Source organism: Protofrankia sp. Cj5, from assembly GCF_917627405.1.
Classification (GTDB): domain Bacteria; phylum Actinomycetota; class Actinomycetes; order Frankiales; family Frankiaceae; genus Protofrankia.
In genome coordinates this window covers 98452-121919 of sequence record NZ_CAKJTO010000002.1, presented here as the reverse complement: position 1 = coordinate 121919, position 23468 = coordinate 98452, and the positions used below count along the sequence as shown (strand labels likewise).

Here is a 23468-nt window from a genome sequence, read left to right as displayed (position 1 = left end):
TCAACCGGATATTCGGTATTCATGATATTTGGACCATTTTATAGTGACAAGTCGGTAATATTCTTGTTGCTGACAGTAATATATCGACTGGATGAAGTGTTTCGCTAAACATCTCTTGTGACGGCGTAGGGCGGTAACCTCCTGTGCCACTACAGGGCCAACCGGACGAACCACTGGGCGACAAGTCGGGATGGCTGCCGCGGATCCTTCGGCGGCCTGACGCGGGCCGGGGCGGCGTGCCACGGTCGATTTGGCGGCGGTCCGCGGGGACGTTCGTGGGGCGGGAGACGAGAGGGCAGCCATGGTCATCTACGTGTACGACTTCCACCAGGGAAACAAGGAGCTGAAGGATCTTCTTGGTGGCAAGGGAGCCAATCTTGCCGAGATGACGAAGATGGGCCTTCCCGTCCCGCCCGGTTTCACGATCACGACCGAGGCGTGTCGCGAATATCTTGCGCATGGCAGAGAGCCCGATGCGTTGCGTGACGAGGTGAGTGCGCATCTGCATTCCCTCGAACAGGCGATGGGAAAGAGCCTGGGGCAGGCGGACGACCCGTTGCTGGTGTCGGTGCGGTCAGGCGCGAAGTTCTCGATGCCGGGGATGATGGACACCGTTCTCAACATCGGGCTGTCGGACGCCTCGGTCGCGGGCCTCGCCAAGCAGTCGGGTTCGCAGCGTTTCGCCTGGGACTCCTACCGTCGCCTGCTGGCGATGTTCGGCCAGACGGTCCTCGGCGTGGATGGCGAGCTGTTTGACCAGGCCCTGGACGCGGCGAAGAAGGCACGGGCGACCACCAGCGATCTCGATCTCGACGAAACCGACCTGCGGGGACTGGCCGAGACCTTCAAGACGATAATTCGGGACCAGACCGGCCGGGACTTCCCGCAGGATCCCCGGGAACAGCTGGATTCCGCCATCCGCGCGGTCTTCGACTCCTGGAACGGCGGGCGCGCCCGGCTCTACCGCCGGCAGGAGCGTATTCCGGCGGATCTCGGCACCGCGGTCAACATTGTTGCCATGGTGTTCGGCAACCTGGGCATGGACTCGGGTACCGGGGTGGCTTTCACCCGGGATCCGGGCAACGGTGAACAGGGCAGCTACGGCGACTACCTACAGAATGCCCAGGGCGAGGACGTCGTCGCGGGCATTCGCAACACCCTGCCGCTCACGGCGTTGGAGTCCATCGACCCACCGGCCTACGCGCAGCTGCTCGCGATAATGACGACCCTGGAACAGCACTACCGGGACCTGTGCGACATCGAGTTCACCGTCGAGCGCAACAAGCTGTGGATGTTGCAGACAAGGGTGGGCAAGCGTACCGCGGGCGCCGCCTTCCGGATCGCGACCCAGCTTGTGGACCAGGGCCTGATCAGCATGGACGAGGCGGTGACCCGGGTCACCGGCGCCCAGCTCGCCCAGCTGATGTTCCCCCGCTTCGGGCTGGCCGGATCGGTCGAGAAAATCGCCCAGGGCATGAACGCCTCGCCCGGCGCGGCCGTCGGTCAGGTCGTCTTCGATTCGCACCGGGCCGTGGAGCTCGCGGCCGCCGGGACACCGGTGATTCTGGTGCGCCGGGAGACCACCCCCGACGACCTGGACGGCATGATCGCCGCGCAGGGTGTGCTGACATCGCGCGGTGGAAAGACTTCACACGCCGCCGTGGTCGCCCGCGGTATGGGCAGGACCTGTGTGTGCGGGGCAGAGGAGATCGATGTCGACACCCGGGCCCGCCGGGCGGTCGCGCCGGGCGGCGTCGTCATCGGCGAGGGGGACGTGATCTCGATTGACGGGTCTTCCGGCGCCGTCTACCTCGGCGAGGTGCCGGTGGTGCCCTCGCCGGTCGTCCAGTACTTCGAAGGGACGTTGCTGGCGGACGGGAGCGACCCGCTGGTCGACGCCGTGCACCGGATCATCACCCATGCCGACGAAGCCCGCCGGCTCGGCGTGCGCGCCAACGCCGACACCGCTGACGACGCCGACCGGGCCCGCCGGTTCGGCGCGGCAGGCATCGGGCTGTGCCGAACGGAACACATGTTCCTGGGCGAGCGCAGGCAGCTGGTCGAGCGGCTCATCCTCGCCGATGACGACGAGGCCAGACAGGCCGCCCTGCTCGAGCTCCTCCCGCTCCAGCGGGACGATTTCGTCGCGATCTTCACGGCGATGGACGGGCTGCCCGTCACGGTCCGCCTGATCGACCCCCCACTGCACGAGTTCCTCCCGGATCTCACCGAGCTTTCAGTACGGCTGGGCGTTGCCGCCGCTACCGGCCAGCCAGTGACGGACGGTGATGCCTCGCTGCTGGCCGCGGTCCGCCGGCTGCACGAACAGAATCCGATGCTGGGCCTGCGCGGGGTGCGGCTGGGGCTGCTGATCCCGGGCCTGTTCGCCTTGCAGGTGCGAGCGATCGCCGAGGCGGCCGTGCGCTGCCGCCAGGCTGGCGGAGATCCACGCCCAGAGATCATGGTGCCGCTGGTGGCCACGGTCCAGGAGCTGGAGGTCGTTCGTGAGCAGGCCGAACAGGTACTGCGGACGGTTGCGGCCGAGACCGGGGTCGACGTTCCCGCATTGATCGGAACGATGATCGAAGTGCCGAGGGCCGCGCTGACCGCGGGCCAGATCGCCGAGGCTGCCCAGTTCTTCTCGTTCGGCACGAACGATCTCACCCAGATGGGCTGGGGCTTCTCCCGGGACGACGTGGAGTCCTCCTTCTTCTCCCGCTACCTCGACCTGGGGATCTTCGGCGTCTCCCCGTTCGAGTCGCTGGACCGTGATGGAGTCGGCCAGCTTGTGCGTATCGCGGTCGAGGCGGGGCGCGCAGCCCAGCCGAAGATCAAGCTGGGCGTCTGTGGCGAGCATGGCGGAGACCCCGACTCGGTGCACTTCTTCCATCAGGTCGGTCTTGACTACGTTTCGTGTTCGCCATTCCGGGTGCCGATCGCTCGGCTGGAAGCCGGCCGGGCCGCCATCCTCGACCGTGCCGAACAGACGGAAGCCAGGTAGGGCGTGTCCACAGGATCTTAGAGCGACCGGCGACCGGCGACCGGCGACCGGCAACAGGGGACGCGGCGTCGCGGGGCTGGGGGGCACGCGGCTCGCGTCATCGCTCCCATCCATCGCCGCGCGATGGATGGGTACCCCGGCTTGCCGGTCGCCATCCAGCACCTCCGGTGACTGCCCGCGTCGCTGTGCGTTGCCCACGCACCAGCCTTGCTTCTTGATCCATACGCCTGTTGCCAGGCGCTCTTACCAGGCGTGGCCCAGCCGGGACGAAGGTACTCCCCGCTCCGCGAACGTCCCGCGCAGAGTGCCTGTTCGTCACCGTCGTGAACTTCTGTCGCTGATACCGTTCGGGGCGGTGGGACCTGGGGTAGGGCCCTGGCTGTCGAGGAACAGCCGACCAGCCGGGGTGGCGGGGACTCACGTACGACACATCGTGACTGCGACAGATCGTGACTGCGACCTGGCCAGCCGGGCCTGTCCTTGATTACTCTCGCCCGCGACAGGTAGTCATGACATGTGGTCAGCCACGGATATGTAGTCAGGTGTGCCGGACTGCTGTGCACGGCAGCTACCCATACACAGATACGCAGGCGTATTAGGAGGCTGGCGTGGTAACTCCCGTATCCGAGGTCGTGATTGACCCGACCGATTTTGATCAGATCCGGGAACTGGCTCAGCAGCTGCGGGTCGACTCGGTCCGATCGTCGACATCCGCCGGTTCGGGCCACCCGACATCGTCGATGTCAGCCGCGGATGTGATGGCGGTTCTGCTCGGCCGGCACCTGCGGTATGACTGGGACAAGCCGGACGATCCGGCCAACGATCACCTGATTTTCTCCAAAGGGCACGCATCCCCGCTGCTGTACGCGATGTTCAAGGCTGTCGGCGTGGTCTCTGATCACGAGCTGATGACCGGATACCGCCGTTTCGGTCACCGCCTGCAGGGCCACCCGACGCCGATCCTGCCATGGGTTGACGTGGCAACCGGCTCGCTCGGGCAGGGCCTGCCGGACGCGGTCGGGGTGGCACTCGCCGGCCGGCTTCTTGACCGGCTTCCCTATCGGGTGTGGGTGCTGTGCGGCGACAGCGAGATGGCTGAGGGCTCGATCTGGGAGGCCTTGGACAAGGCGGCCTACTACCAGCTGTCGAATCTGACAGCGGTCGTGGATGTCAACCGTCTCGGCCAGCGCGGTTCGACCGAGCTCGGCTGGGATCTTGATGCCTACGCCCGCCGGGCTGAGGCGTTCGGCTGCCAGGCGCTCACCGTCGACGGGCATGACATCGCCGCGATTGACAAGGTCCTGACCGAGGCCGCCGAATCCGACCGGCCGGTGGTCGTGTTCGCCCGCACTCGCAAGGGGGAGGGTTTTTCGGAGATCGTCGATGCCGACGGATGGCACGGCAAGGCCCTGCCGCCCGATATGGCCGAGCGCGCGATCGCCGCACTCGGTGGCGAACGCAACCTGCGCGTGCGGGGGCCGGTGCCGTCGGCGTCCATCCGGCGGCCGGCGCAACCCGCGCCGGTCGCTGTTGAGCTGCCGGTCTACCCTCTCGGCGCGAAGGTCGCTCCCCGGAAGGCATACGGCGAGGCGCTCGCCGCGCTCGGCGCGCGGCCAGCGGTGGTCGCCCTGGACGCCGAGGTCAGCAACTCCACCCATGCCGAGGACTTCGCCAAGGTCCACCCGGACCGGTTCTTCGAGATGTTCATCGCTGAGCAGCAACTTGTCGCCACGGCGGTGGGGCTGTCGGTACGTGGTTACATTCCATTCGCTTCCACGTTCGCCGCGTTCTTCTCGCGCGCCTATGACTTCATCCGGATGGCCGCGATCTCGCAGGCGAACATCCGGCTGGCGGGATCGCACGCGGGTGTGGAGATCGGTGCGGACGGTCCGTCGCAGATGGCGCTGGAGGACCTCGCGATGATGCGGGCGGTGCACGGTTCGACCGTGCTGTACCCGAGTGACGCGACCAGCGCCGCCAAGCTCGTTGAGATCATGGCGGATGTGGACGGAGTCAGCTACCTGCGTACGACTCGTGGCGCCTATCCGGTGCTCTACGGGGCGGGCGAGTCCTTCACCGTCGGAGGTTCGAAGATCCAGCGCCAGTCGGACGCGGATGCCGTCACCCTGATCGGCGCGGGAGTCACCCTGCACCATTGCCTGGAGGCCGCGGACATGCTCGCGGGCGAGGGCGTCCCAGCACGGGTGATCGACCTCTACTCGGTCAAGCCGGTGGACGAGGCTGCTCTGGTGGCCGCCGCGCGGGCGACCGACGGCCGGTTCGTGGTGGTCGAGGATCACTACCCCGAGGGCGGCCTCGGCAGCGCGGTGCTGGAGACGCTCGCCGCGGCCGATGTGCCGGTGCGTCTGCGCCATCTGGCTGTTCGCGAACTACCGGGGTCGGGCACACCGACCGAGCTGCTGGACGCGGCGGGAATCTCGGCGAGCCACATCGCGGCGGCGGCCCGCGCGCTGCTGCGCTGATCTCCACTCCACAGCGCTGGGTCTTCCCGACGGCACCGCGGCGCGTTGGAGCACCACGAGGCTCCCCCGCTACCGGTATCCAGGTAGCGGGGGAGCCTCGTTCGTCCTGTACTGCCTGGTCAGTCGTCGGAGCTGCTGGGAGCCGGCGCTCCACCGAACATCATGTCGCACATCGTCAGGTAGAGCCGGTCCGGCCGGGGCAGAAACTGGATTTTTGACAGGGCCTGGTCCTGCCCGGCCGATTCAACGATGAACTCGCCGTACCCGAGAAGCCGACCCATTGGGTCTCGGTTGTAGGTGAGATCTGTCACTTTTTCCAGCGGCATGGTCTGCACCTTGCGGAAAAAGATGCCCGAGACCTTCATGAGGCGTTTGTCAGTGATCATCAGGTGGTCGACATGCCAGTCGGCGACCCGCCACAACATGCGCAAGATCATGAAGAGGGCGAACCACCAGGGGAGTGAGGCGATGCCCCCGCCGACTTTCAGCCCGTCGAGCAGGACCGTGAGCAGGACCGCGAGCACGATGGAGCCCAGCGTCTGCAAGAAGATGGGCAGCATGATGGCCCAGTGCATGCGGACCATCATGACCAGCCGCTCACGGGTGGCGAGGTACTTGTCGTCCCTGGCAGTGGGGTCGGGAATCCTGATTCTCACCAAGGTCGCCGCCACCGTCTCCTGGATTGCACCGGCAGTTCGCGCCGTGTCACAGAACTGTGTCGGTCACGAAGTTGGACAAGCCGTGTCCAGCAGATTGTAGGCCGTCGATAGCTCGATTGATGATGCTCGCCGCACTTTCAGGGGCGGTGACAACGAAAAAGATGACAAACGCGATGAGACCGTATCTGACGATCTTGTCCACGGCGGGCCTCCGGGCCGAAGTTGGGACGGCTGACCACAAAGTATCGCCGCTTCGCACCCCGGACGTGTGGAAATCGTGCCTATACGCTCGGCGCCGTGGCCGGTGAGTGGTACGAAGCGTCCGACGTGGTCCGTTGGGGCGAGGAGCGTCAGAAGAGTACACCCGACGATCGAACCTGGTTCGAGCGGGACCGCGCGCGTGTCCTGCACTCCAGCGCACTGCGCCGGCTGGCCGGCAAGACACAGGTCGTCGGCCCGCTCGACGACGACTTCCCGCGTACCCGGCTCACCCATTCGCTGGAGACCGCGCAGGTCGGCCGGGGACTGGCCCGTTCTCTCGGCGCGGATCCGGACCTGGTCGACGCCGCCTGCCTCGCGCATGACATCGGGCATCCTCCGTTCGGTCACAACGGCGAGGCCGCGCTTGACGCCGCTGCCCGTGCCTGTGGGGGTTTCGAGGGCAACGCCCAGAGCCTGCGTGAGCTCACCCGTCTCGAGGTCAAGATCGTGGATGTGCACGGGCGCGAAGCCGGGCTCAACCTCACCCGCGCCACCCTCGACGCGGCCCTGAAATACCCGTGGCCGAAGCGGGGCGATACGCCCAAGTTCGGTGTCTACGCCGACGACATGGCGATTTTCAACTGGGTCCGCGACGGCGCGCCAGCTGGCCGGCGATGCATGGAGGCGCAGCTCATGGACTGGGCCGATGACGTTGCGTACAGCGCGCACGATCTGGAGGACGGTGTCGTCGCGGGTCTGATCGACCTGGGCCGGCTGGCGGATCCCGGGCAGCGGGCCGATCTCGTGGCCTCGACCGCGGCCCGCTATCCCGCGGCGCCCGAGGCCGCGCTTGACGAGGCCTTGGAGCGCCTGCGGCGGCAGCCCTGGTGGGTCGCGGGCCCGGTGAGCACGCCGGCGGCGCTGCGCGCGGTGCGGACGATGACCAGCGAGCTGATCGCGCGGCTGTGCGTCGCCGCGGTCGCGGCCACCCGCCGGCTGCACGGCGAGCGTGCGCTCCGCCGCTACCACGCGGACCTGATCCTGCCCGCCACGACGGTCGCCGAGTGCTGCCTGCTCAAAGGGGTGACCGCGCGCTTCGTCATGGACCGCCGCGACGCGCATGACCGGCAGCGGCGGCAGCGCGAGGTCATCGCGGAGCTGCTCGCGCTGCTCGTCGTGCGGGCGCCGGAGGCACTCGACCCGCTGCTGCGCCCGGCCTGGTCCGCCGCCGCCGATGACGCCGCTCGCCTGCGGGTCGTCGTCGACCAGGTGGCCCGTCTGACGGACGCGAGCGCCGTCCGGCGGCACGCTCAGCTGACTGGCCGTTCCTGGCCGGTGACCCTGTGACAGCAGGTGGTGCCGCCCTGGTGACGGCCGGCCCCGTGACGCGGCTCCTGGCCCGCGTTGCCGTACCCGGCGGAGATGACCGTTGCTGTTTGCGCACCGCGTGCTTGGAAGATCGGCACTCTGGCGCGCTGACAAGTATCATCACGGGGGAAAGGGCGGACCCGCGGGGGCGGTGGCAAGCCGGTGGCATCAGCTGAGGGGCGGCGGCCCCGGTGTGACGCCGGTACCCCGCCCGGGATGCAGGGAGGGACGTGTGGCCGGACGCATCCGCGACGCAGACGTCGCTGCCGTGCGTGACCGCTCACCGATTGCGGACATCATCGGTGACTATGTGCAGCTGCGTCCCGTCGCTAGTGGTCAGCTGCGCGGCCTGTGCCCGTTTCACGATGAGAAGACCCCGTCGTTCAATGTTCGTCCACAGGTCGGTGCCTATCACTGTTTCGGGTGCGGCGTCGGCGGCGATGTGATCGCGTTTGTCCGGGCGATCGATGCCCTGTCGTTCCCGGAGGCGGTGGAACGCCTGGCCCGCCGTGCTGGGGTTACTCTCAGCTATGAAGGCGGTGGGGTGACCGGCCGCGTGGTCACCAGCCAGCGCCAGCGGCTCCTTGACGCACACCGGGCGGCGGCGGAGTTCTACACCGAGCGGCTGGCATCGACTGAGGCCCGTGAAGGCTGGGAGTTTCTCGCGGCGCGGGGCTTCGATCAGGAAGCGGCGTCGCGGTTCGGCGTCGGCTATGCGCCAGCGGGCTGGGACACCCTGACCCGTCACCTCATGGGCCGGCACTTCACCGCCGCGGAGCTCGTCCTCGGCGGCCTGGCGAAACAGAGCAGCCGCGGGAGACTGATCGACAGGTTTCACCGAAGGCTGGTGTGGCCGATCCGTGATCTCGCGGGAGACGTCGTCGGCTTCGGCGCCCGTCGGCTCGCCGCCGACGATCCCGGGCCCAAGTACCTCAACACCCCTGAGAGCCCGCTGTTCAAGAAGGCCAGCCTGCTCTATGGCGCGGACCTCGCCCGGCGTGAGATCGCGCGGCGGTATCAGGTTGTGGTCGTCGAGGGTTACACCGACGTGATGGCCTGTCATCTCGCCGGCGTGCCGACCGCGGTCGCCTCCTGCGGCACCGCGTTCGGCAGTGAGCACGTGACGGTGTTGCGGCGGCTGCTGATGGACCAGAGCGAACACCGCGGTGAGGTCGTGTTCACGTTCGACGGTGACGAGGCCGGCCGCAAGGCCGCCATCCGTGCCTTCGAGTTCGAGGAGCGGTTCGTCACCCAGACCTTTGTGGCGGTCGAACCGTCCGGGCTGGACCCGTGCGATCTGCGGATGGCGCGGGGCGACGGGGCTGTTCGTGATCTTGTCGCCGGCCGTCTCCCGCTGGTGGAGTTCGCGATCCGCGGGAAGCTGGCCGAGTTCAACCTCGACACGACCGAAGGGCGGCTGGCGGCGCTGGACGCGTCCGCACCACTGATTAACAGGCTGAAAGACCGGGGCCTGCGGCACCGTTATGCGGTTAACCTTGACAACTGGCTTGGTTTTCTGGACGAGGAGTTCGTGGTGCGGCGGGTCGCTGAGCACTCCGCACGTGTCAACGGGGGTGCCGCGTCCCGTGCCGGCTCCGCCCGCCCGGCGCTGTTGCGCCCACGCGACGCCACCGCGGATGACGCGGTCGTGGCGGTCGAACGGGAGGTGCTCAAGGTCGCGCTCCAGTATCCCGGCCTGGCCGGCCCCGCCTTCGACACGTTGCCGGCCGAGTTGTTCACGGTTCCCGCGCATCGCGCTGTCCGTACGGCCATGATGACGGCCGGTGGTGTATACGCTGGGCTGTCAGCGGCTGGTGATGTCGCGGGCTGGGTTTCCCTGGTGGCCACGGCGGCCGGGGACGATGAGCTCCGGCGGTTGGTCACCGGGCTTGCCGTCGAAGCCGTGTTCTGCGACCGCGATGTCGACGACAGGTACGTCGATGAGCAGCTGTCACGTATACAGGAGTTGCATGTGACCCGTCGTATCACGGAGCTGAAGTCGCGTGTGCAGCGGCTCAACCCCGTGACCGACGCCGAGACGTTCAAGCACGCATATGGTGAGCTGATCGCCTTGGAACAGCACAAGCGCCAACTCCGGGAACGGGGCCTGGGTGCCGCGTAACCTGGGTCGATCCCGAGAAGGAAGTGACGAGATTCCGCCCATGAGCAGTCCAGCCGTCCTACCGCGCGAGGCCCAGGTGGACGAGGTCAAGGACCTCATCACCAGGGGCAAGGAGATCGGTTTCCTCACCACTGAGGACGTCACGGTCGCATTGCAGGCGGCCGAGCTGCCGCCGGAGCAGACCGACGCCGTTCTGCAGGTCCTCAACGACGAGGGCATCGAGATCCTCGAGGCGGGTGGAGAGGACGCCGACGAGGCCGACCTGCTCGCCCGGCGTCGCCGTGAGGAGGAGGAACTGGCGCTCAAGGCGCCGACCTCCGATCCGGTACGCATGTATCTCAAGGAGATCGGCAAGGTTCCGCTGCTGACCGCGGAGGAGGAGGTCGACCTCGCCAAGCGTATCGAGGCCGGTCTGTTTGCCTCCGAGAAGATCGCGGCAGCCACCCGCAAGACCTCTCCGCAGATGCGTCGTGATCTTGAGGCGATTGAACGTGATGGCCAGGTTGCCAAGCGTAAGCTTGTAGAGGCGAACCTGCGCCTTGTCGTGTCGATCGCCAAGCGCTATGTGGGTCGTGGCATGCTGTTCCTGGATCTCATCCAGGAGGGCAACCTCGGTCTGATCCGCGCTGTGGAGAAGTTCGACTACACCAAGGGCTACAAGTTCTCCACCTACGCCACCTGGTGGATCCGCCAGGCGATCACCCGCGCTATCGCAGACCAGGCCCGCACCATCCGCATCCCGGTGCACATGGTCGAGACGATCAACAAGCTGATCCGCATCCAGCGGCAGCTGCTGCAGGACCTCGGGCGCGAGCCGAGCCCCGAGGAGATCGCCAAGGAGATGGACCTCACACCCGACAAGGTGCGTGAGATCCTCAAGGTCTCCCAGGAGCCGGTGTCGCTGGAGACTCCGATCGGTGAGGAGGAGGACTCCCACCTCGGTGACTTCATCGAGGACTGCGACGCGGTCGTGCCGGTGGACGCGGCCAGCTTCATCCTGTTGCAGGAGCAGCTTGACTCGGTCCTGCACACCCTCTCCGACCGGGAGAAGAAGGTCATTCAGCTGCGCTTCGGGCTGACCGACGGGCATCCGCGCACGCTGGAGGAGGTCGGCCGGGAGTTCGGGGTCACCCGCGAACGGATCCGGCAGATCGAGTCGAAGACACTGTCCAAGCTCCGCCACCCGTCCCGCTCCCAGAAACTCCGCGACTACCTGGAGTAGCAGCTGGCTTCAATCTCCGTTGGTTCAGGATTCGGACGATCAGCTTTTCACGCCAACGGTCGTCCGTTGGCGTTGGCTCAGCCAACCTGGATCTGCGCGGCCGTGGCCGCTACGCGCGTGTGGACAGCGAGGGCGGGAGCGCGCCCCCAGGGCCCGGAGGGCCAGTCGGGGGCGGCGACGCGGTGGGCGCTGCCCCGTGTTTGTCATCGTCAGCGTTGATCGTTCCGCTTTGATCCGCATTCGGACGCACGTAAGGGTCCTCCGCAGAAGGGCGTCCGGAAACGTGACCGCCAGATCGAGGTCCGTCATAACCCACTCGCGGATTTTCCAGGAAAGATCAAAAATTCTCGGTCTTCAGGTTACAATTTCTGAGCCGAGTTCTTGAGATGGAACGGAGACAGCACGAAGGCGGCGGTACCACAACGCCTCCCCGACTATGAGCGCAGCCATTGTCGACAGTACATTCGCCCAGGCGAGACCGATCATCGTCGGCTCAAATACCACGCCAACAGCGAAGCTGACGGCGCCGACTCCCTGCGAAATGGCTGCCGCCCGCTGGCCCATGGCACCGATCAGACGCCATGTGCAGCCCTGGAGGCAGAAGACGGCAACGCCGCCAAGAAGGAGCACCTGTGCCACCGGCACAGCCTGCGCATAGGCGGCACCGAAGACCAACGGAAGCACGGTAGGTGCGAGAGCGCAGCCAACAAGTGCAGCGGCAGCAACCGCCAGGGCCCCGTGGACGTCGATACCCGACGAGCGGCCCGCAAGGCCCCGGAGCGCATTTGCGGTGCCCAGGAATCCGAGCACCTGACCGACTGAGACTCCCACGGCGTACCAGCCAACCTCATTTTGGGTCAGCAGCAACGGAGCGAGCAGAAGATCGAGTCTGCTGTTCAGGTACTGCAAAGCCGTACATAGCTGGATTTCCCATGCCACGCGTGACAATCGTTGTGAAATCGCTGCGCGGCGTGCCCTCGTCCACGGTCTGGGTAGGGCTGGGCCGAAGAAGAGAGAGATGAACGACGAGCAAACGAGACAGCCTACCACCATGATCTCGCCATCGTGGTCCAGAGCCTTGGGTATGGCGGCCAGGAGAGCGACGAGCATGAGATAAAGGAGCGGCTGGATCAGGCGGACACCCAGATAGCGTCGGTGATTTCTCGCCACGATCAGAAGGCCGTACTGGAACTCCTGCAGCGTGGTTACCATGACGAGTATCAGAAACAAGGGGACAAGGATCGGGAAGAGAACCATCCCCAGCATGCCGGCAGCGATCAATGCGACGGCGGTGGCTGGCCGCATAGTGGTGGCCGCCAGTACGGCGAGTTGTCGGAGACGCGCCGGATCATGATCAGCCTGAATATCCTTTCCGATGACGACGATTGCTTTATCGACAGACAGAACACCGATCCATCCTAGGAACTGCCCCCACGCGGCGAATGTTGCAACTGTTCCTCGTCCGCTGGGCCCGAGAAGGCGGGCGGTGGTGACCCCGGTCGCTATGCCGAGAAGTTGCGCCACAAATAGCAAAGCGTCTGTATTCCGACTGTCCAGGGTTGCGGAACGGGATACTTCATCCGGTTTTCCAGGATTTTCCCGGTCTTTCACGAGAACCTTTCCGCCGATCATCAGCCCAATACGACGGCGGGACCGACGATGCGCGGAAGGACATCCTCTGATCTCGTTCCCCGCGGTAGGGGCTCTGCTGGACGCTGGGCCCGCGCGAGGAAAACGCGGGTGTACACACCGCTTCCGCGGCTTCCTGTTTCTGCGAGGTTCCATACAGCAAGACCACTGCTGATCATTTTCCACAATGCCGCTCGCGCGGCGCTTGCCGCGCCGTGGACATAGGGTCCACACGCACGAACCTCGAATTCCGTGAGGCCAGCTACCAGGAGTACGTGGGCAAGACTAGCTGGATCGAAGCCCGTCTCATGGGTGAAGTCGTGATATCGATGCATGCTGCCCCAGGGCGACTCCGCGTTCGGCGTCTGGAGTATGACCGTTCCGCCAGGTCGCAACGCCTTTCTCACGAGGTCAAGAAATTCAATGATCTCCGTCTTGTGGAGATGTTCGATGATATCGAAACCAGTAATGAGGTCAAATTTTTCAGCATGGCTGGAAAGGTAGTCCAGGACATTCTCGCACTTGACGTCGGGCCAGACCTTTCGCGCCACGGCAGCCTGTTCGGGGCTTACATCAACCCCGCTGATGTTGTGGTATCCGGCTTCCCGGAGAAGATAGAGGAGGTTGCCGTGGCCACAGGCCACGTCGAGACAACGCGCTTCCCGGCTGCTCGGCAGCCAGCCACGCAGGCGACGTCGGCAAGCAGCTGCCCAATGCTCATAGTCGGTCTCGGTCGAGTCAAGCAGGTGTGGAAGCTTCTCACTGGTGTACCGGGCGTATATACGGGTTCGATAGTCGGATTCCATGCTTACCGGCACAACAGCTCCATCCCGTTCTTCGGTGGGTGGTCAGCGCGAACCGCTGGGCAGCGCGAGGCCATTATGGTTCCACCGAAGAGCACGCGTGCGGCAACACGCCGAGCAAGCGCGCGGAAGATGTAAATATTCAAGAATATTCGAATTTTCAGCCATCTATTATTTTGGTCCCGTGCCGGCCAGAATGTCGGTTTTTGGGCCCGCTGGGTAGCAGTGGTTGCCTGCTACCACGGCGTCAGCGTGTAGATCCAAAGCAGGCGGCGATTGCCTGAGTGTGGCGGCGGTAGAAAATAACGTAAGGCAACTACGATGCGCAATATGCCGTACACCTTGAGTCGCAATAGGGAGGACATCGCATGCCACGCGCGCTGATCACCGGCATCACCGGCCAGGACGGCCTCTACCTGGGTGAGTTGCTGAGCGACAAGGGATACGAGGTATTCGGCCTCGTTCGCGGACAATCGAATCCGAAGATCGCGATGGTTGAGAAGGCGCTGCCGGGGATCCGGCTGCTGGAGGGAGACCTGACAGACCTGCCATCCCTCATCGGAGCGGTCGAAATCGCACAACCGGACGAGGTCTACAATCTGGGCGCAATCTCGTTCGTCGGGCTGTCGTGGCGGCAGGCGGAACTGACCGGCGAGACAACCGGCATCGGCGTCCTGCGCATGCTGGAGGCGATCCGGATAGTCACTTCGGACGAAATGGATCGAATCCGCTTTTATCAGGCATCGAGCTCGGAAATGTTTGGCAAGGTGCGGGAGACCCCGCAGCGCGAGACCACACCGTTCCACCCGCGCTCGCCGTACGGGGTTGCCAAGACCTTTGGCCACTACATCAGTGTCAACTACCGTGAATCCTACGGCGCGTACGCCGTGTCCGGTATTCTTTTCAATCATGAGAGCCCGCGGCGCGGCGTGGAGTTCGTGACCCGGAAAATCAGTCGCGGTGTGGCACGGATCGCGCTGGGCGTACAGGAAAAGATTACACTCGGCAATCTTGACGCACGCCGCGACTGGGGTTTTGCCGGCGACTACGTCGACGCCATGTGGCGGATGCTCCAGCGCGACGCCCCCGAGGACTACGTTGTCGCTACCGGCGAGACGCACTCGATCCGTGAGCTTCTCGACACGGCGTTCGGCCACGTCGGCATCGATGACTGGAGCGCATACGTCATCCAGGACCCGCGATTCCTACGTCCGGCGGAGGTGGATGTGCTTGTCGGTGACGCGGCCAAGGCGCGGGATGCGCTCGGCTGGCGACCAGCCGTTGGATTCAAGGCTCTCATCCAGATGATGGTGGATGCTGACCTTGCCGCCGAACGCAATGACCTCGAGCGGGCGGACAACGCGGATCATCGGCTGTTCCGCCACTGACCCGATCAGCGTAGTTGTTCCCAGTCCCCTCGATTGCCGACTCGCCCCCGGTTAGCGCAGCGGGATCGAGTCGGCGACCTGCCCGTCGTCGGCGCTGTGCACGTGCGAAACCGGCCGACATTCGGACACAGCGCCGGATGACGTCGTGGCGCCCAGAAGAAGTCGACACGCCTGCTCCGCATATGCCACAGGTTCAGTTACCGTCCGCGCCCATTCCCGGGCGCGTAGGCCGGCTGCGGCACAACGCACAGGGTCGGACAACAGCCTCAGTAGCAGATCGGCCAGGGCCTGCGTGGACTCGTCTACCGGCGACCAACCGGTCAGCCCGGCAACATAGGCATCGGCCGAGCCGCCGGAGAATGGCGCGATGACCGGGCAACCCGCAAGCTGCGCCTCGACCAGGACGATGCCGAAGCCCTCACCACTGGACGGATGCCCTACTCGGGTACGGGTACACAGGGCGAACAGGCCCGCCTTTGCGTAGAGCTCCGCGAGCTCAGCGTCAGACGGTGAGACCCGCAGCTCGGCTTGCACGCGATCAAGCAACTCGACCAGCTCGGCTGGGGCCGGTCCCTGCCCCGCCACGATCAGGCGCACTTCGCCAAGCCGCTCCCGAACCTGCACGACGGCTCCGGCCAGCTCCGGTAGGCCTTTTCCACGCCAGTCCGAAAGCCGAAAGACGGATAGTACCGTCGATGGGAGGTCTGGGCTGGACTGCCGGGTGGCCTCCAGCAGAGTCCGTCGCCACAGCGGATCGATCCCCGGTGGGAGGACCGCTGGGAGACCAAGAGACGATAAGGCACCCGCACTGAAGCTGCTGATCGTCAGAGGGCTTGCCCCCGACAGCCGCATGAGCAGTGTTCGACGCAGCGACGGAGTACCCCAGATGTCTGTGCCATAGAACGCGACGAACGACCGGCGCGGACGGGCCAGACCCGTTACCGGGACAGCTACCGGCATGAAACCGGGATGCCCTATCAGCAGGCACTCAACAGGGCGGTGGCGCCGAGCGACAGCAAGCGCACGAGCAACGAAGACCGCCTTGGCGGCCGGGGTGGGGTGGTGCCCAGGAGTGAGCAGATCGATCCTGTGGACCTTTGCGCCCGACCCCTCGAGTGCGCGGACAACGGTGGAGAGGTACCGCTCGATACCGCCACCAAGTCCAAGCGAAGGCGCGAGCAACAGCACGGTGCCAGCCGGGTCAGGCAGTTCCGCCAATCGATCACTACGGAAAGGATTTTTCACATCACATATTGTGCCCGAAGAACATCTCGAAACAGCAACACCGACGCGACGATCCTTGAAGGGCAATAATTCTTTTACTAGATTAGATAAATATCAACAGTGCATGCCCCGAAGCAGAGCCACGCGCGGGGCGAGAAAACCCCTGCCCTAGCGGAGCACGGTCTGCTGGGGCAGGGCGGGATGACCTGCCAGGTTCTCTTGGTCCATCAGACCGCTCGAGCCTTAACATGCCCGACACAGCAAGATTATCACTTTCAGTGAATCATCTGCTACCCTAGGTGCATCAAATGATCGACTTCAGGCGCTCGCCTACCATCCTATAGATGATCAAAACATCCGACGCACCGTTACCGCAGCCGTCATTGTACTTTGGCCGGCGCTCCTACCAAGAAGGCAGGGAATGCCCGAACATGTTGCCCAGTATCAGGTATCGGTAACGCGCACCGAGGTCGCCTCCTACCCGGACGCGGCGCCCTTCTCCCCTGATACGGCATATCCCGAGTACACGCACGATCACCTCAGCCCCAGCAAGAACCCGGTGTACTCTGGGGTCCGCCGGGTACTGGCACTGGCCGGGATGGACGCCGCGTACGTGGAAACGGCCCGCTGGAATCCACTAGGTGATTTTGTCGGACCGGGCGGAACGGTCGTACTCAAACCAAATCTGGTGCGGGAGCGCCATCCGCGTGATTCCGGTGGATGGCGTTACATACTCACGCACGGCTCGGTGGTCCGGGCCGTCGCCGACTATGCCTTCACCGCGGTCGGGCCCACTGGACGGGTGGTCGTCGCTGACGCACCACAGACTGATTCGTCATTCTCCGCGATCATGCACATACTCGGCATGGACGACCTGCAGCGTTTTTATCGGGAGCGCGGATTCACGTTGGACCTGATCGACCTACGGAAGGAGGAATGGACGACGGTCGATGACGTTGTCGTGGCCAGGCACCGCCTGGTGGGTGATCCCGGTGGCGAGATGTCCTTCGACCTCGCCGCGGCCAGCGAGTTTGTCGGTCACAGTGGCACCGGCCGCTACTATGGTGCTGATTATGACAGCCGCGTGGTGAATTTTCACCACCGTGGAGGTCGGCACGCGTACCTGCTGTCCGGCACTGTGATGCGATCTGACCTCGTGGTCAACCTCCCGAAGTTGAAAAGTCACAAGAAAGCTGGGATCACGCTTGGGCTCAAAAACCTCGTCGGGGTCAACGCGGACAAGAACTGGTTGCCGCATCATACGGAGGGTCGGCCCGACAGCGGCGGTGACGAGCATCCCAGTCGAAATACCCGGCACTCCCTTGAGCGGGCTGTTGCGACCAAGCTCCAACGGGTGGCGCTGGCCGCCCCTCGCCTGGGTGGCGGCATATTGCGAGTTGCTCGGCGTGGCGGCAGCCAGGTGTTCGGGGACGGCGACAGCGTCGTGCGCAGCGGCAACTGGTGGGGTAACGACACGGTGTGGCGCATGTGCCTGGACCTGAACAAGATCGTGGAATACGGCCGTGCGGATGGCACGGTGGCTCACACCCCGGACCCGGACCGGCGACACATCGTCCTTGTGGATGGGGTGATCGCGGGTCATCGTAACGGTCCGATGAACCCGGATGCACTTCCCTCCCGGTTGCTCGCCTGCGGGACGACCCCCGCCGCCGTTGACGCGGTTGTCACCTACCTGTTTGGCTTCGACCCGGATCGGGTGCCGGTGGTCCGCCAGGCGTTCATGTGTCGAAGCCTTCCGTTGGCCTCCGGTAACTGGCGTGAGATCCAGGTCGTTTCCGATCATGATCCGTGGAACGTCCGTCTCGGGGCGTTGCCGGTCGAGGTTACTCTGCATGCCGAACCACACTTCGCCTGGAAGGGGCACATCGAACACGAGCCGCGTACGGCAGTGCATCGATGAAGACCACCTCGTTGTTCGGATCACGGGCCGCGGCCACGGCATTCGCGGCTGCGTACACCAGCCCACTCGTCCAGGCGCACCTTCGTACGCTCGCCCGGTTGGAAATGGCCGACGCGGCCGAAGTCCGGGAGTGGCAGTTGGCCCGGCTGAGCAGGTTCCAACACAGATGGCTTCGATCGGTGCCCTACTACCGGGCGCGCCCGGAATACCTGCACGGTTCGCTTGATGACCTTCCCATACTGACCAAGGAGGCGGTTCGTCAGGTTGTCGGATCCTTCGCCCATCCAGGAGTGCCAGCTCGGCGAGTCACCACCGGCGGCACCGGCGGACGGCCCCTCGATCTCAGAATATCCTACCCGTCCTTTTTCACCGAATGGGCACATATCGCGTACGTGTGGGGTCGGGTAGGTGTACGGCCAACCGACCCGAAGATCACTTTTCGGGGTGGCAGCCTCGGTGAAGGCTTCGCCGGTCGTCCCATCCTGTTCCAGCCCACGTACAACCAGTTCCTGGTCTCGCCATTCCATTTGTCTGATCGAACGTTCACCGAGCTCCTGGATCGAATTCGGGACTTCCGGCCGGTGGCGATCTGGGGGTATCCGTCGGCTGTGACGCCCTTCGCGCGTTGGGTGGCACGAACCGGACCGTACCCGGAACTGAGCAGAATCCGGGCAGTTCTACTCGCCAGCGAGGGCGCCTTTGACTGGCAGCTGCCGCTCTTGCGGGATGTCTTCGGTGCCCCGGTGGTGCGCTGGTACGGGCAGAGCGAGAAAGTGGTGTTCGCAGGCGAGTGCCCGCGCCGGGTCGGCGTCTACCATGTCACGCCTACCTATGGCGTAGCCGAGATCGTCGCTGGCCGGATCATCGGAACCGGAATGACAAACACCGCCATGCCCCTCGTGCGTTACGACACCGAGGATGGGGGGACACTCCGATCACCGGATTCTGAGGGCGCACGGTGTGTATGTGGTTCACCGTTCCCCGTACTGACCGAAATTCGCGGCCGGTGGGATCAGTCCTTGGTCTACGGGGCCGATGACGAACCGATCTCCACCGCTGCCTTGAACTTCCACGACAGCGCATTCGCGGTCTTCGACAGGTTCCAGTTCCGGCAGGAACGGCGTGGCGAGGTGGAGCTGCGTGTCGCCGCCGCCCGGCAACCGGCAACAAACGACCTGGCCCGGGCCCACCGCCTGCTACAGGACCGGGTCGGCGACCGGCTCGCGGTGTCCGTCACCGTTGTCCCTTTGGACGAGCTCGTGAGCCGGCTGGGAAAGACCGTGACGGTGGATCAACGCTACCGACCGGCTTCCGCTCAGGACCAGTGTGATGCGCTCTGACACGGCCTGCTCGGTCAGACTGCAGCGGCTTCGAGGAATGTTTCGACATCCCGCGCCCGCGTCAGCCGGATCTTGCGAGCGCGCCAGGCGAACCAGACCATGCCGGTCATCCCACGACGTAATATGGAGATCTACTGGTGAATGCCAACCATCTTGCCGAAGAATTTGCACAGCTTGTACGGGAGCTTCCGTCGGCCCTGCACGATGCTTCGATGAGGGACATACGAAGGCAGGTTTTCCACGTCTCGACCGTCGCGGCCCTCGCCCAGGGTGGTCGGGTCTGTGACATCGGCGGCGGCGTCGGCCTGTTCTCCCTCGGCTGTACCGTAGCCGGTCTCGAGGCCGTCCTTGTCGATGATTTCGCGGACCCCATCAACGCAGAGCTCGGCGACGGGGTGCTTGACGTGTATCGTTCACACGGTGTGAAAGTCCTCCGCCGGGACGTGATCGAGGAGGGTTTCGGTGCGGAGGCGGAAAGCTTCGACATTATCACCAGCTTCGACAACATCGAACATCTGCATCATTCACCGAAGGCCCTGCTGCATGAGGTGACGAACGCCCTGCGTCCGGGGGGATGGTTCTTTCTGGGCGCGCCGAACTGCGTTGACCTCAAAAAGAGGGTCACGGTGCTTCTGGGCCGAGGAAAGTGGTCGGGAATGGCAGACTGGTACGAACAGCCGCGCTTCCGGGGGCACGTGCGGGAGCCCGATCCGGACGACCTGCGGTATATCGCGCGAGACATGGGGCTCGTGGATGTCCGCATCGAGGGCCGGAACTGGAACGGTTACAGCGACAGACGTCGCTGGGTGCGTCGATCCGTCGGTTATCTCGACCCGCTGCTGCAGCGACGGCCTTCGTTGTGCAGCGACATCTACATCGTGGGGCGGCGGGAATGAGCGGCGGACTGTCCTGGCTGCCGCTGGTCCCCAAACAGACCTGAAGCAGACGAGCTCATCGCAGTAGGTGGGATTCAGAGTTGAACATGGCAGTCTCGATATACTCCGCGTTTGACGAGGGGACTACGTGACGCGGACCAGGTGCCTGGGGCGGGAAATGCGGATTTTTTCCTCCCAACGGCCATGTGACTGGCAGCTGCGGATGCGCACAATGGATTCATATGCATACGTGGTCAGACGCACACCTGGCAACTGCTGCCCCGGCCGGAAGGGAATCAGGCATGTGCGGAATCGCGGGCGTAGTCGACGCAGACAGGGATCGGGCGGAACATCGGGTCGCCGCACTCATCAGGATGCAACATCACCGCGGACCTGACCACAGCGCGGCGATGTACACTCGACCTTCTGCGCTAGGTATCGCCCGGCTTGGGATCATCGCTCCATCCGACGCTGGTAACCAGCCGCTGTGGTCGGCCGGCGGAACCATCGGCACAGTCTTCAATGGAGAGATCTACAATCACCGGGAGGTTGCCCGCTGGTTGGGGATCGACGACACGCACGGAAGCGACGGACGCGTCATACCGCACCTCCTCGAGGTCCATGGCTCCCGCGAACTGTGGCGGCTGCGGGGCATGTACGCTTTTGCCGCCGCGGACGTACAACGGCAGAAAATCTTGCTCGCGCGTGACCCTCTTGGTATAAAACCGCTCTACTGGCGCCGGCTGTCAGACGGTACCGTCGCCTTCGCGTCGGAGCTACGGGCGCTTGCCGCAATAGCACCCCGCGGGTCCATACGGGCTGCGGCGGTGGCTCGCTTTCTGCATCTGGGCGCCTTGGGCGGTGATGAATCACCGCTCGATGGCATCCAGGCTGTGCCGGCAAACACCTGGATCGAGATCGATGCATCCGGCGAACGCGCACGAGGAACCATCGTCGGTCCCGACCGGCTCGGCGGTCCGCTCCCGCTCGGCGCACCCGAGACAGATGCCCCACTGCGCACAACTCTCCTGGACGCCGTTGCCGTCCACCTTGGCGCGGATGTACCTACCGCTCTCCTGTTGTCGTCGGGTATCGATTCTGCCGCGATCGCGTGGGCCGCGCGGGAGCTCGGAAGCACGCTGACCTGTCTGACGGTTGCACCGGGGCCACAGCAGGGTGAGGCTCTGGGAGCCGCGGCGATCGCCGCAGCGTTCAGTCATCATCACCAGGTTGTGACGGTTGGTGGAGATCCCCTGGACATCGAATCATTCTTTGGTCACATGCAGCGGCCGTCGATCGACGGCTTGAACACGTGGATCGTGTGCCGGGCGGTACGGGACCACGGCTTCAAGGTCGCGCTTTCCGGGCTCGGTGGCGACGAGGCGTTCGGCGGCTACAGCCATTTTCGGCAGCTTCCGGTCTTGCAGGTTCTCCGCGCGCTCGATCGTCTTCCCGCAGGGCCACGGCGGTGGGTGGATCAACAACTTGACCTGCTTCCAGGGCGTGTTCCGGCCAAGGCAAAGACGCTCGCCGCGCTTGGCGGTCCACGGACCGCTTGGGAGTTTGATCTCCTACATCGGTCGGTCTGGCCCCTCGAGCGTGCCCTTGCGGGCACCGGTCTCGTCGACACTGTGCCGGATCATGTTCAGCCCCCGGACGGGCTTGGCGATGGCTGCTCGTCCGCCGCTCTAATCCGAGCTGAAGTGGACAGTTACCTCAGCGCGACGCTTCTACCAGACGCGGACGGATTTTCCATGGCCAGCTCAGTGGAGCTACGTGTCCCGTTTGTGGACCGGTGCGTTCTTGCTGCCGGGCTGCACGCCGCGGAAGACGGTCGGGTCGGAAAAGTACGATTCGCCCGCGCCATCGGCGACCGTCGTCTGCTTCGAGCCGCACGCGGGCCTAAGCAGGGCTTCACCGTCGGGGTTCAACAGAAAATGAACGCTGGGCCGCTCTCGGCCTATGTCCGTGCGCTTGCAGATCCGACGGCCGCGGTCTGGAGTCATGTCGATCCGGTGATCGGCCGCCGAGTACTCGAAAGCAACAGCCGTCGTTGGGCGGAGATCTGGGCGCTCGCGTCGTTGAACGCGTGGCTTGAATCGCTCGACACCGACAAATGTGATCACTAAGTCGGCCATCTACCGATGAGCTCCAGACCAGTCGCGCTAGCAGCTGAAAGGGACGAAAAAATGCCATGACAGGCCGCCACGGAAATCTGATGATGCGGATGACCAACGACACCCGCTGTCTTTCCCGTGGTATAGCCAGCCAAAGAGAAGATACAGGGTCGGAAAAGCGAGGAGTCCTCTTGAAATTCAAGTCGCATCGTAGCGAGAAACAGCCCATCGACAGCGTCCAGATCGGCAATCGGGACTGGTGGACGAACAACCCGATGACCTACGACTGGCATGGGATGTCCAGCTCTGAGCCGATGAGTCGCGAATGGTTTGATGAAATGGATCGCCGATGGATCGAGGCGAGCTTCCCGTTTCTGTCCAAACGGCGGCCTTTCGACCAGATCATACCAGATTCGCTCGATGGTAAAAGGGTACTGGAGATCGGCTGCGGAATGGGGCTGCACACCGAGGAACTTATAACTCGAGGTGCGGATGTCACCGCTGTGGACCTGACGGAGAGCGCTGTCACCGCAACAAAGTCGCGGCTGGCCGTGAAGGGGCTGACTGCCCGCGTGCAGCAGGCGGATGCCGAGGAACTGCCGTTCGGCGCCGGCGAGTTTGACTTCGTATGGTCGTGGGGGGTGATTCATCACTCGTCGCGGACCACTCGCATAGTCCGCCAGATAGCCCGTGCCTTGTCAGCGCAGGGGGAGGCGCGGGTAATGGTCTACAACCGTGACGCTCTCGTGACCAAAATGTTGCTGGCCCGTTATTATATTATTGGCCTGGAGTTTCGCCACCGGAGCGCTGACGAAGTCCTCTGGGAGCATACTGACGGCTTTATGGCGCGATACTTTCATCGCGAGCAGTTCGAGGACCTCGGTCGAGGGTTCTTCGAGGAGGCTCGTACCTCAGTCCTGGGACAGGAGTCGGACGTCATCCCGCTACCACGGCAGCTGCGCCGCCACGTCTCGGGCTGGTTGAGCAACGAACGCAGGGTGGCCGCCGCGGCAAAGCGGGGCACTTTCCTGTTCACGATTGCAAGGAATCCGCTGAGTCGTTGAAGCGGCCTCGGGGGGATGTCGTCCGTCACTGCTTGTCCCGTCAATATCGAT

16 protein-coding genes are annotated in these 23468 nt (G+C 64.5%); 11 read left to right on the top strand and 5 right to left on the bottom strand.

What is annotated here, in order from left to right:
* Nucleotides 1–301: 301 nt before the first annotated feature.
* On the top strand, nt 302–3001 hold the full coding sequence (gene ppdK, locus MJ777_RS01245; protein WP_239372515.1) for a pyruvate, phosphate dikinase: 2700 nt from the start codon (nt 302–304) through the stop codon (nt 2999–3001).
* Nucleotides 3002–3609: 608 nt separating this feature from the next.
* A complete protein-coding gene (locus tag MJ777_RS01240; RefSeq protein ID WP_239308368.1) occupies nt 3610–5484 on the top strand; it encodes a transketolase in 1875 nt (624 codons plus the stop codon).
* 119 nt (nt 5485–5603) lie between these two features.
* Here MJ777_RS01240 and MJ777_RS01235 read toward each other — a convergent pair whose 3' ends face one another.
* Together MJ777_RS01235 and MJ777_RS01230 are read right to left on the bottom strand one after the other, a co-directional pair.
* Complete coding sequence (locus tag MJ777_RS01235) at nt 5604–6143, bottom strand: PH domain-containing protein (RefSeq protein WP_308127769.1); 540 nt, start codon at nt 6141–6143, stop codon at nt 5604–5606.
* Between the two features lie 46 nt (nt 6144–6189).
* Nucleotides 6190–6345: a hypothetical protein gene (locus MJ777_RS01230; protein WP_239308370.1), complete on the bottom strand. Its 156-nt coding sequence runs from the start codon at nt 6343–6345 to the stop codon at nt 6190–6192.
* Nucleotides 6346–6440: 95 nt separating this feature from the next.
* On the opposite strand from MJ777_RS01230, the gene MJ777_RS01225 reads away from it, so the two are divergent.
* The 3 genes from MJ777_RS01225 to MJ777_RS01215 all read left to right on the top strand — a co-directional run bounded on the left by MJ777_RS01225 (nt 6441) and on the right by MJ777_RS01215 (nt 11056).
* Complete coding sequence (locus tag MJ777_RS01225) at nt 6441–7691, top strand: deoxyguanosinetriphosphate triphosphohydrolase (RefSeq protein ID WP_239308371.1); 1251 nt, start codon at nt 6441–6443, stop codon at nt 7689–7691.
* Nucleotides 7692–7944: 253 nt separating this feature from the next.
* On the top strand, nt 7945–9834 hold the full coding sequence (gene dnaG, locus MJ777_RS01220; RefSeq protein WP_239372513.1) for a DNA primase: 1890 nt from the start codon (nt 7945–7947) through the stop codon (nt 9832–9834).
* A 40-nt stretch (nt 9835–9874) separates the two neighbouring features.
* Entirely contained in the window at nt 9875–11056 is a 1182-nt protein-coding gene (locus MJ777_RS01215) for an RNA polymerase sigma factor (protein WP_239330237.1), read from the top strand.
* 354 nt (nt 11057–11410) lie between these two features.
* On the opposite strand, the gene MJ777_RS01210 is transcribed toward MJ777_RS01215, so the two are convergent.
* A complete protein-coding gene (locus tag MJ777_RS01210; protein ID WP_239372511.1) occupies nt 11411–12688 on the bottom strand; it encodes a lipopolysaccharide biosynthesis protein in 1278 nt (425 codons plus the stop codon).
* On the bottom strand, nt 12688–13491 hold the full coding sequence (locus MJ777_RS01205; protein ID WP_239372509.1) for a bifunctional 2-polyprenyl-6-hydroxyphenol methylase/3-demethylubiquinol 3-O-methyltransferase UbiG: 804 nt from the start codon (nt 13489–13491) through the stop codon (nt 12688–12690). The genes MJ777_RS01210 and MJ777_RS01205 overlap by 1 nt, the downstream gene beginning before the upstream one ends.
* A gap of 365 nt (nt 13492–13856) precedes the next feature.
* Between MJ777_RS01205 and MJ777_RS01200 the strand changes: the two genes are divergently transcribed.
* A complete protein-coding gene (locus MJ777_RS01200) occupies nt 13857–14876 on the top strand; it encodes a GDP-mannose 4,6-dehydratase (RefSeq protein WP_239346274.1) in 1020 nt (339 codons plus the stop codon).
* A 51-nt stretch (nt 14877–14927) separates the two neighbouring features.
* On the opposite strand, the gene MJ777_RS01195 is transcribed toward MJ777_RS01200, so the two are convergent.
* Nucleotides 14928–16121 (bottom strand): glycosyltransferase family 4 protein, encoded by a 1194-nt coding sequence (locus MJ777_RS01195; RefSeq protein ID WP_239346273.1) that lies wholly within the window; start codon nt 16119–16121, stop codon nt 14928–14930.
* A 400-nt stretch (nt 16122–16521) separates the two neighbouring features.
* Here MJ777_RS01195 and MJ777_RS01190 point away from each other — a divergent pair, with 400 nt between their 5' ends.
* From MJ777_RS01190 to MJ777_RS01170, 5 genes are all read left to right on the top strand, one after another.
* Nucleotides 16522–18021 (top strand): DUF362 domain-containing protein, encoded by a 1500-nt coding sequence (locus MJ777_RS01190; RefSeq protein WP_239372507.1) that lies wholly within the window; start codon nt 16522–16524, stop codon nt 18019–18021.
* Entirely contained in the window at nt 18018–19361 is a 1344-nt protein-coding gene (locus tag MJ777_RS01185; RefSeq protein ID WP_239372500.1) for a phenylacetate--CoA ligase family protein, read from the top strand. The genes MJ777_RS01190 and MJ777_RS01185 overlap by 4 nt, the downstream gene beginning before the upstream one ends.
* Nucleotides 19362–19573: 212 nt before the next feature.
* Nucleotides 19574–20257 carry a bifunctional 2-polyprenyl-6-hydroxyphenol methylase/3-demethylubiquinol 3-O-methyltransferase UbiG gene (locus tag MJ777_RS01180; protein WP_239372499.1) on the top strand — a complete coding sequence of 228 codons (684 nt, stop codon included), beginning with the start codon at nt 19574–19576 and terminating at the stop codon, nt 20255–20257.
* A gap of 221 nt (nt 20258–20478) precedes the next feature.
* Nucleotides 20479–22365 carry an asparagine synthetase B gene (locus MJ777_RS01175; protein ID WP_370652612.1) on the top strand — a complete coding sequence of 629 codons (1887 nt, stop codon included), beginning with the start codon at nt 20479–20481 and terminating at the stop codon, nt 22363–22365.
* Nucleotides 22366–22463: 98 nt separating this feature from the next.
* On the top strand, nt 22464–23417 hold the full coding sequence (locus MJ777_RS01170) for a bifunctional 2-polyprenyl-6-hydroxyphenol methylase/3-demethylubiquinol 3-O-methyltransferase UbiG (RefSeq protein ID WP_239372497.1): 954 nt from the start codon (nt 22464–22466) through the stop codon (nt 23415–23417).
* Nucleotides 23418–23468 lie beyond the last annotated feature (51 nt).

Bases quoted from the DNA above. Each gene is read 5' to 3' on its own strand.
- MJ777_RS01210 (WP_239372511.1), bottom strand. From the start codon at position 12,688: ATGATCGGCGGAAAGGTTCTCGTGAAAGACCGGGAAAATCCTGGAAAA.
- MJ777_RS01215 (WP_239330237.1), top strand. From the start codon at position 9,875: ATGAGCAGTCCAGCCGTCCTACCGCGCGAGGCCCAGGTGGACGAGGTC.
- MJ777_RS01205 (WP_239372509.1), bottom strand. From the start codon at position 13,491: ATGGAATCCGACTATCGAACCCGTATATACGCCCGGTACACCAGTGAG.
- MJ777_RS01175 (WP_370652612.1), top strand. From the start codon at position 20,479: ATGCATACGTGGTCAGACGCACACCTGGCAACTGCTGCCCCGGCCGGA.
- MJ777_RS01170 (WP_239372497.1), top strand. From the start codon at position 22,464: ATGACCAACGACACCCGCTGTCTTTCCCGTGGTATAGCCAGCCAAAGA.
- MJ777_RS01190 (WP_239372507.1), top strand. From the start codon at position 16,522: ATGCCCGAACATGTTGCCCAGTATCAGGTATCGGTAACGCGCACCGAG.
- MJ777_RS01180 (WP_239372499.1), top strand. From the start codon at position 19,574: ATGAGGGACATACGAAGGCAGGTTTTCCACGTCTCGACCGTCGCGGCC.
- MJ777_RS01200 (WP_239346274.1), top strand. From the start codon at position 13,857: ATGCCACGCGCGCTGATCACCGGCATCACCGGCCAGGACGGCCTCTAC.
- MJ777_RS01185 (WP_239372500.1), top strand. From the start codon at position 18,018: ATGAAGACCACCTCGTTGTTCGGATCACGGGCCGCGGCCACGGCATTC.
- ppdK (WP_239372515.1), top strand. From the start codon at position 302: ATGGTCATCTACGTGTACGACTTCCACCAGGGAAACAAGGAGCTGAAG.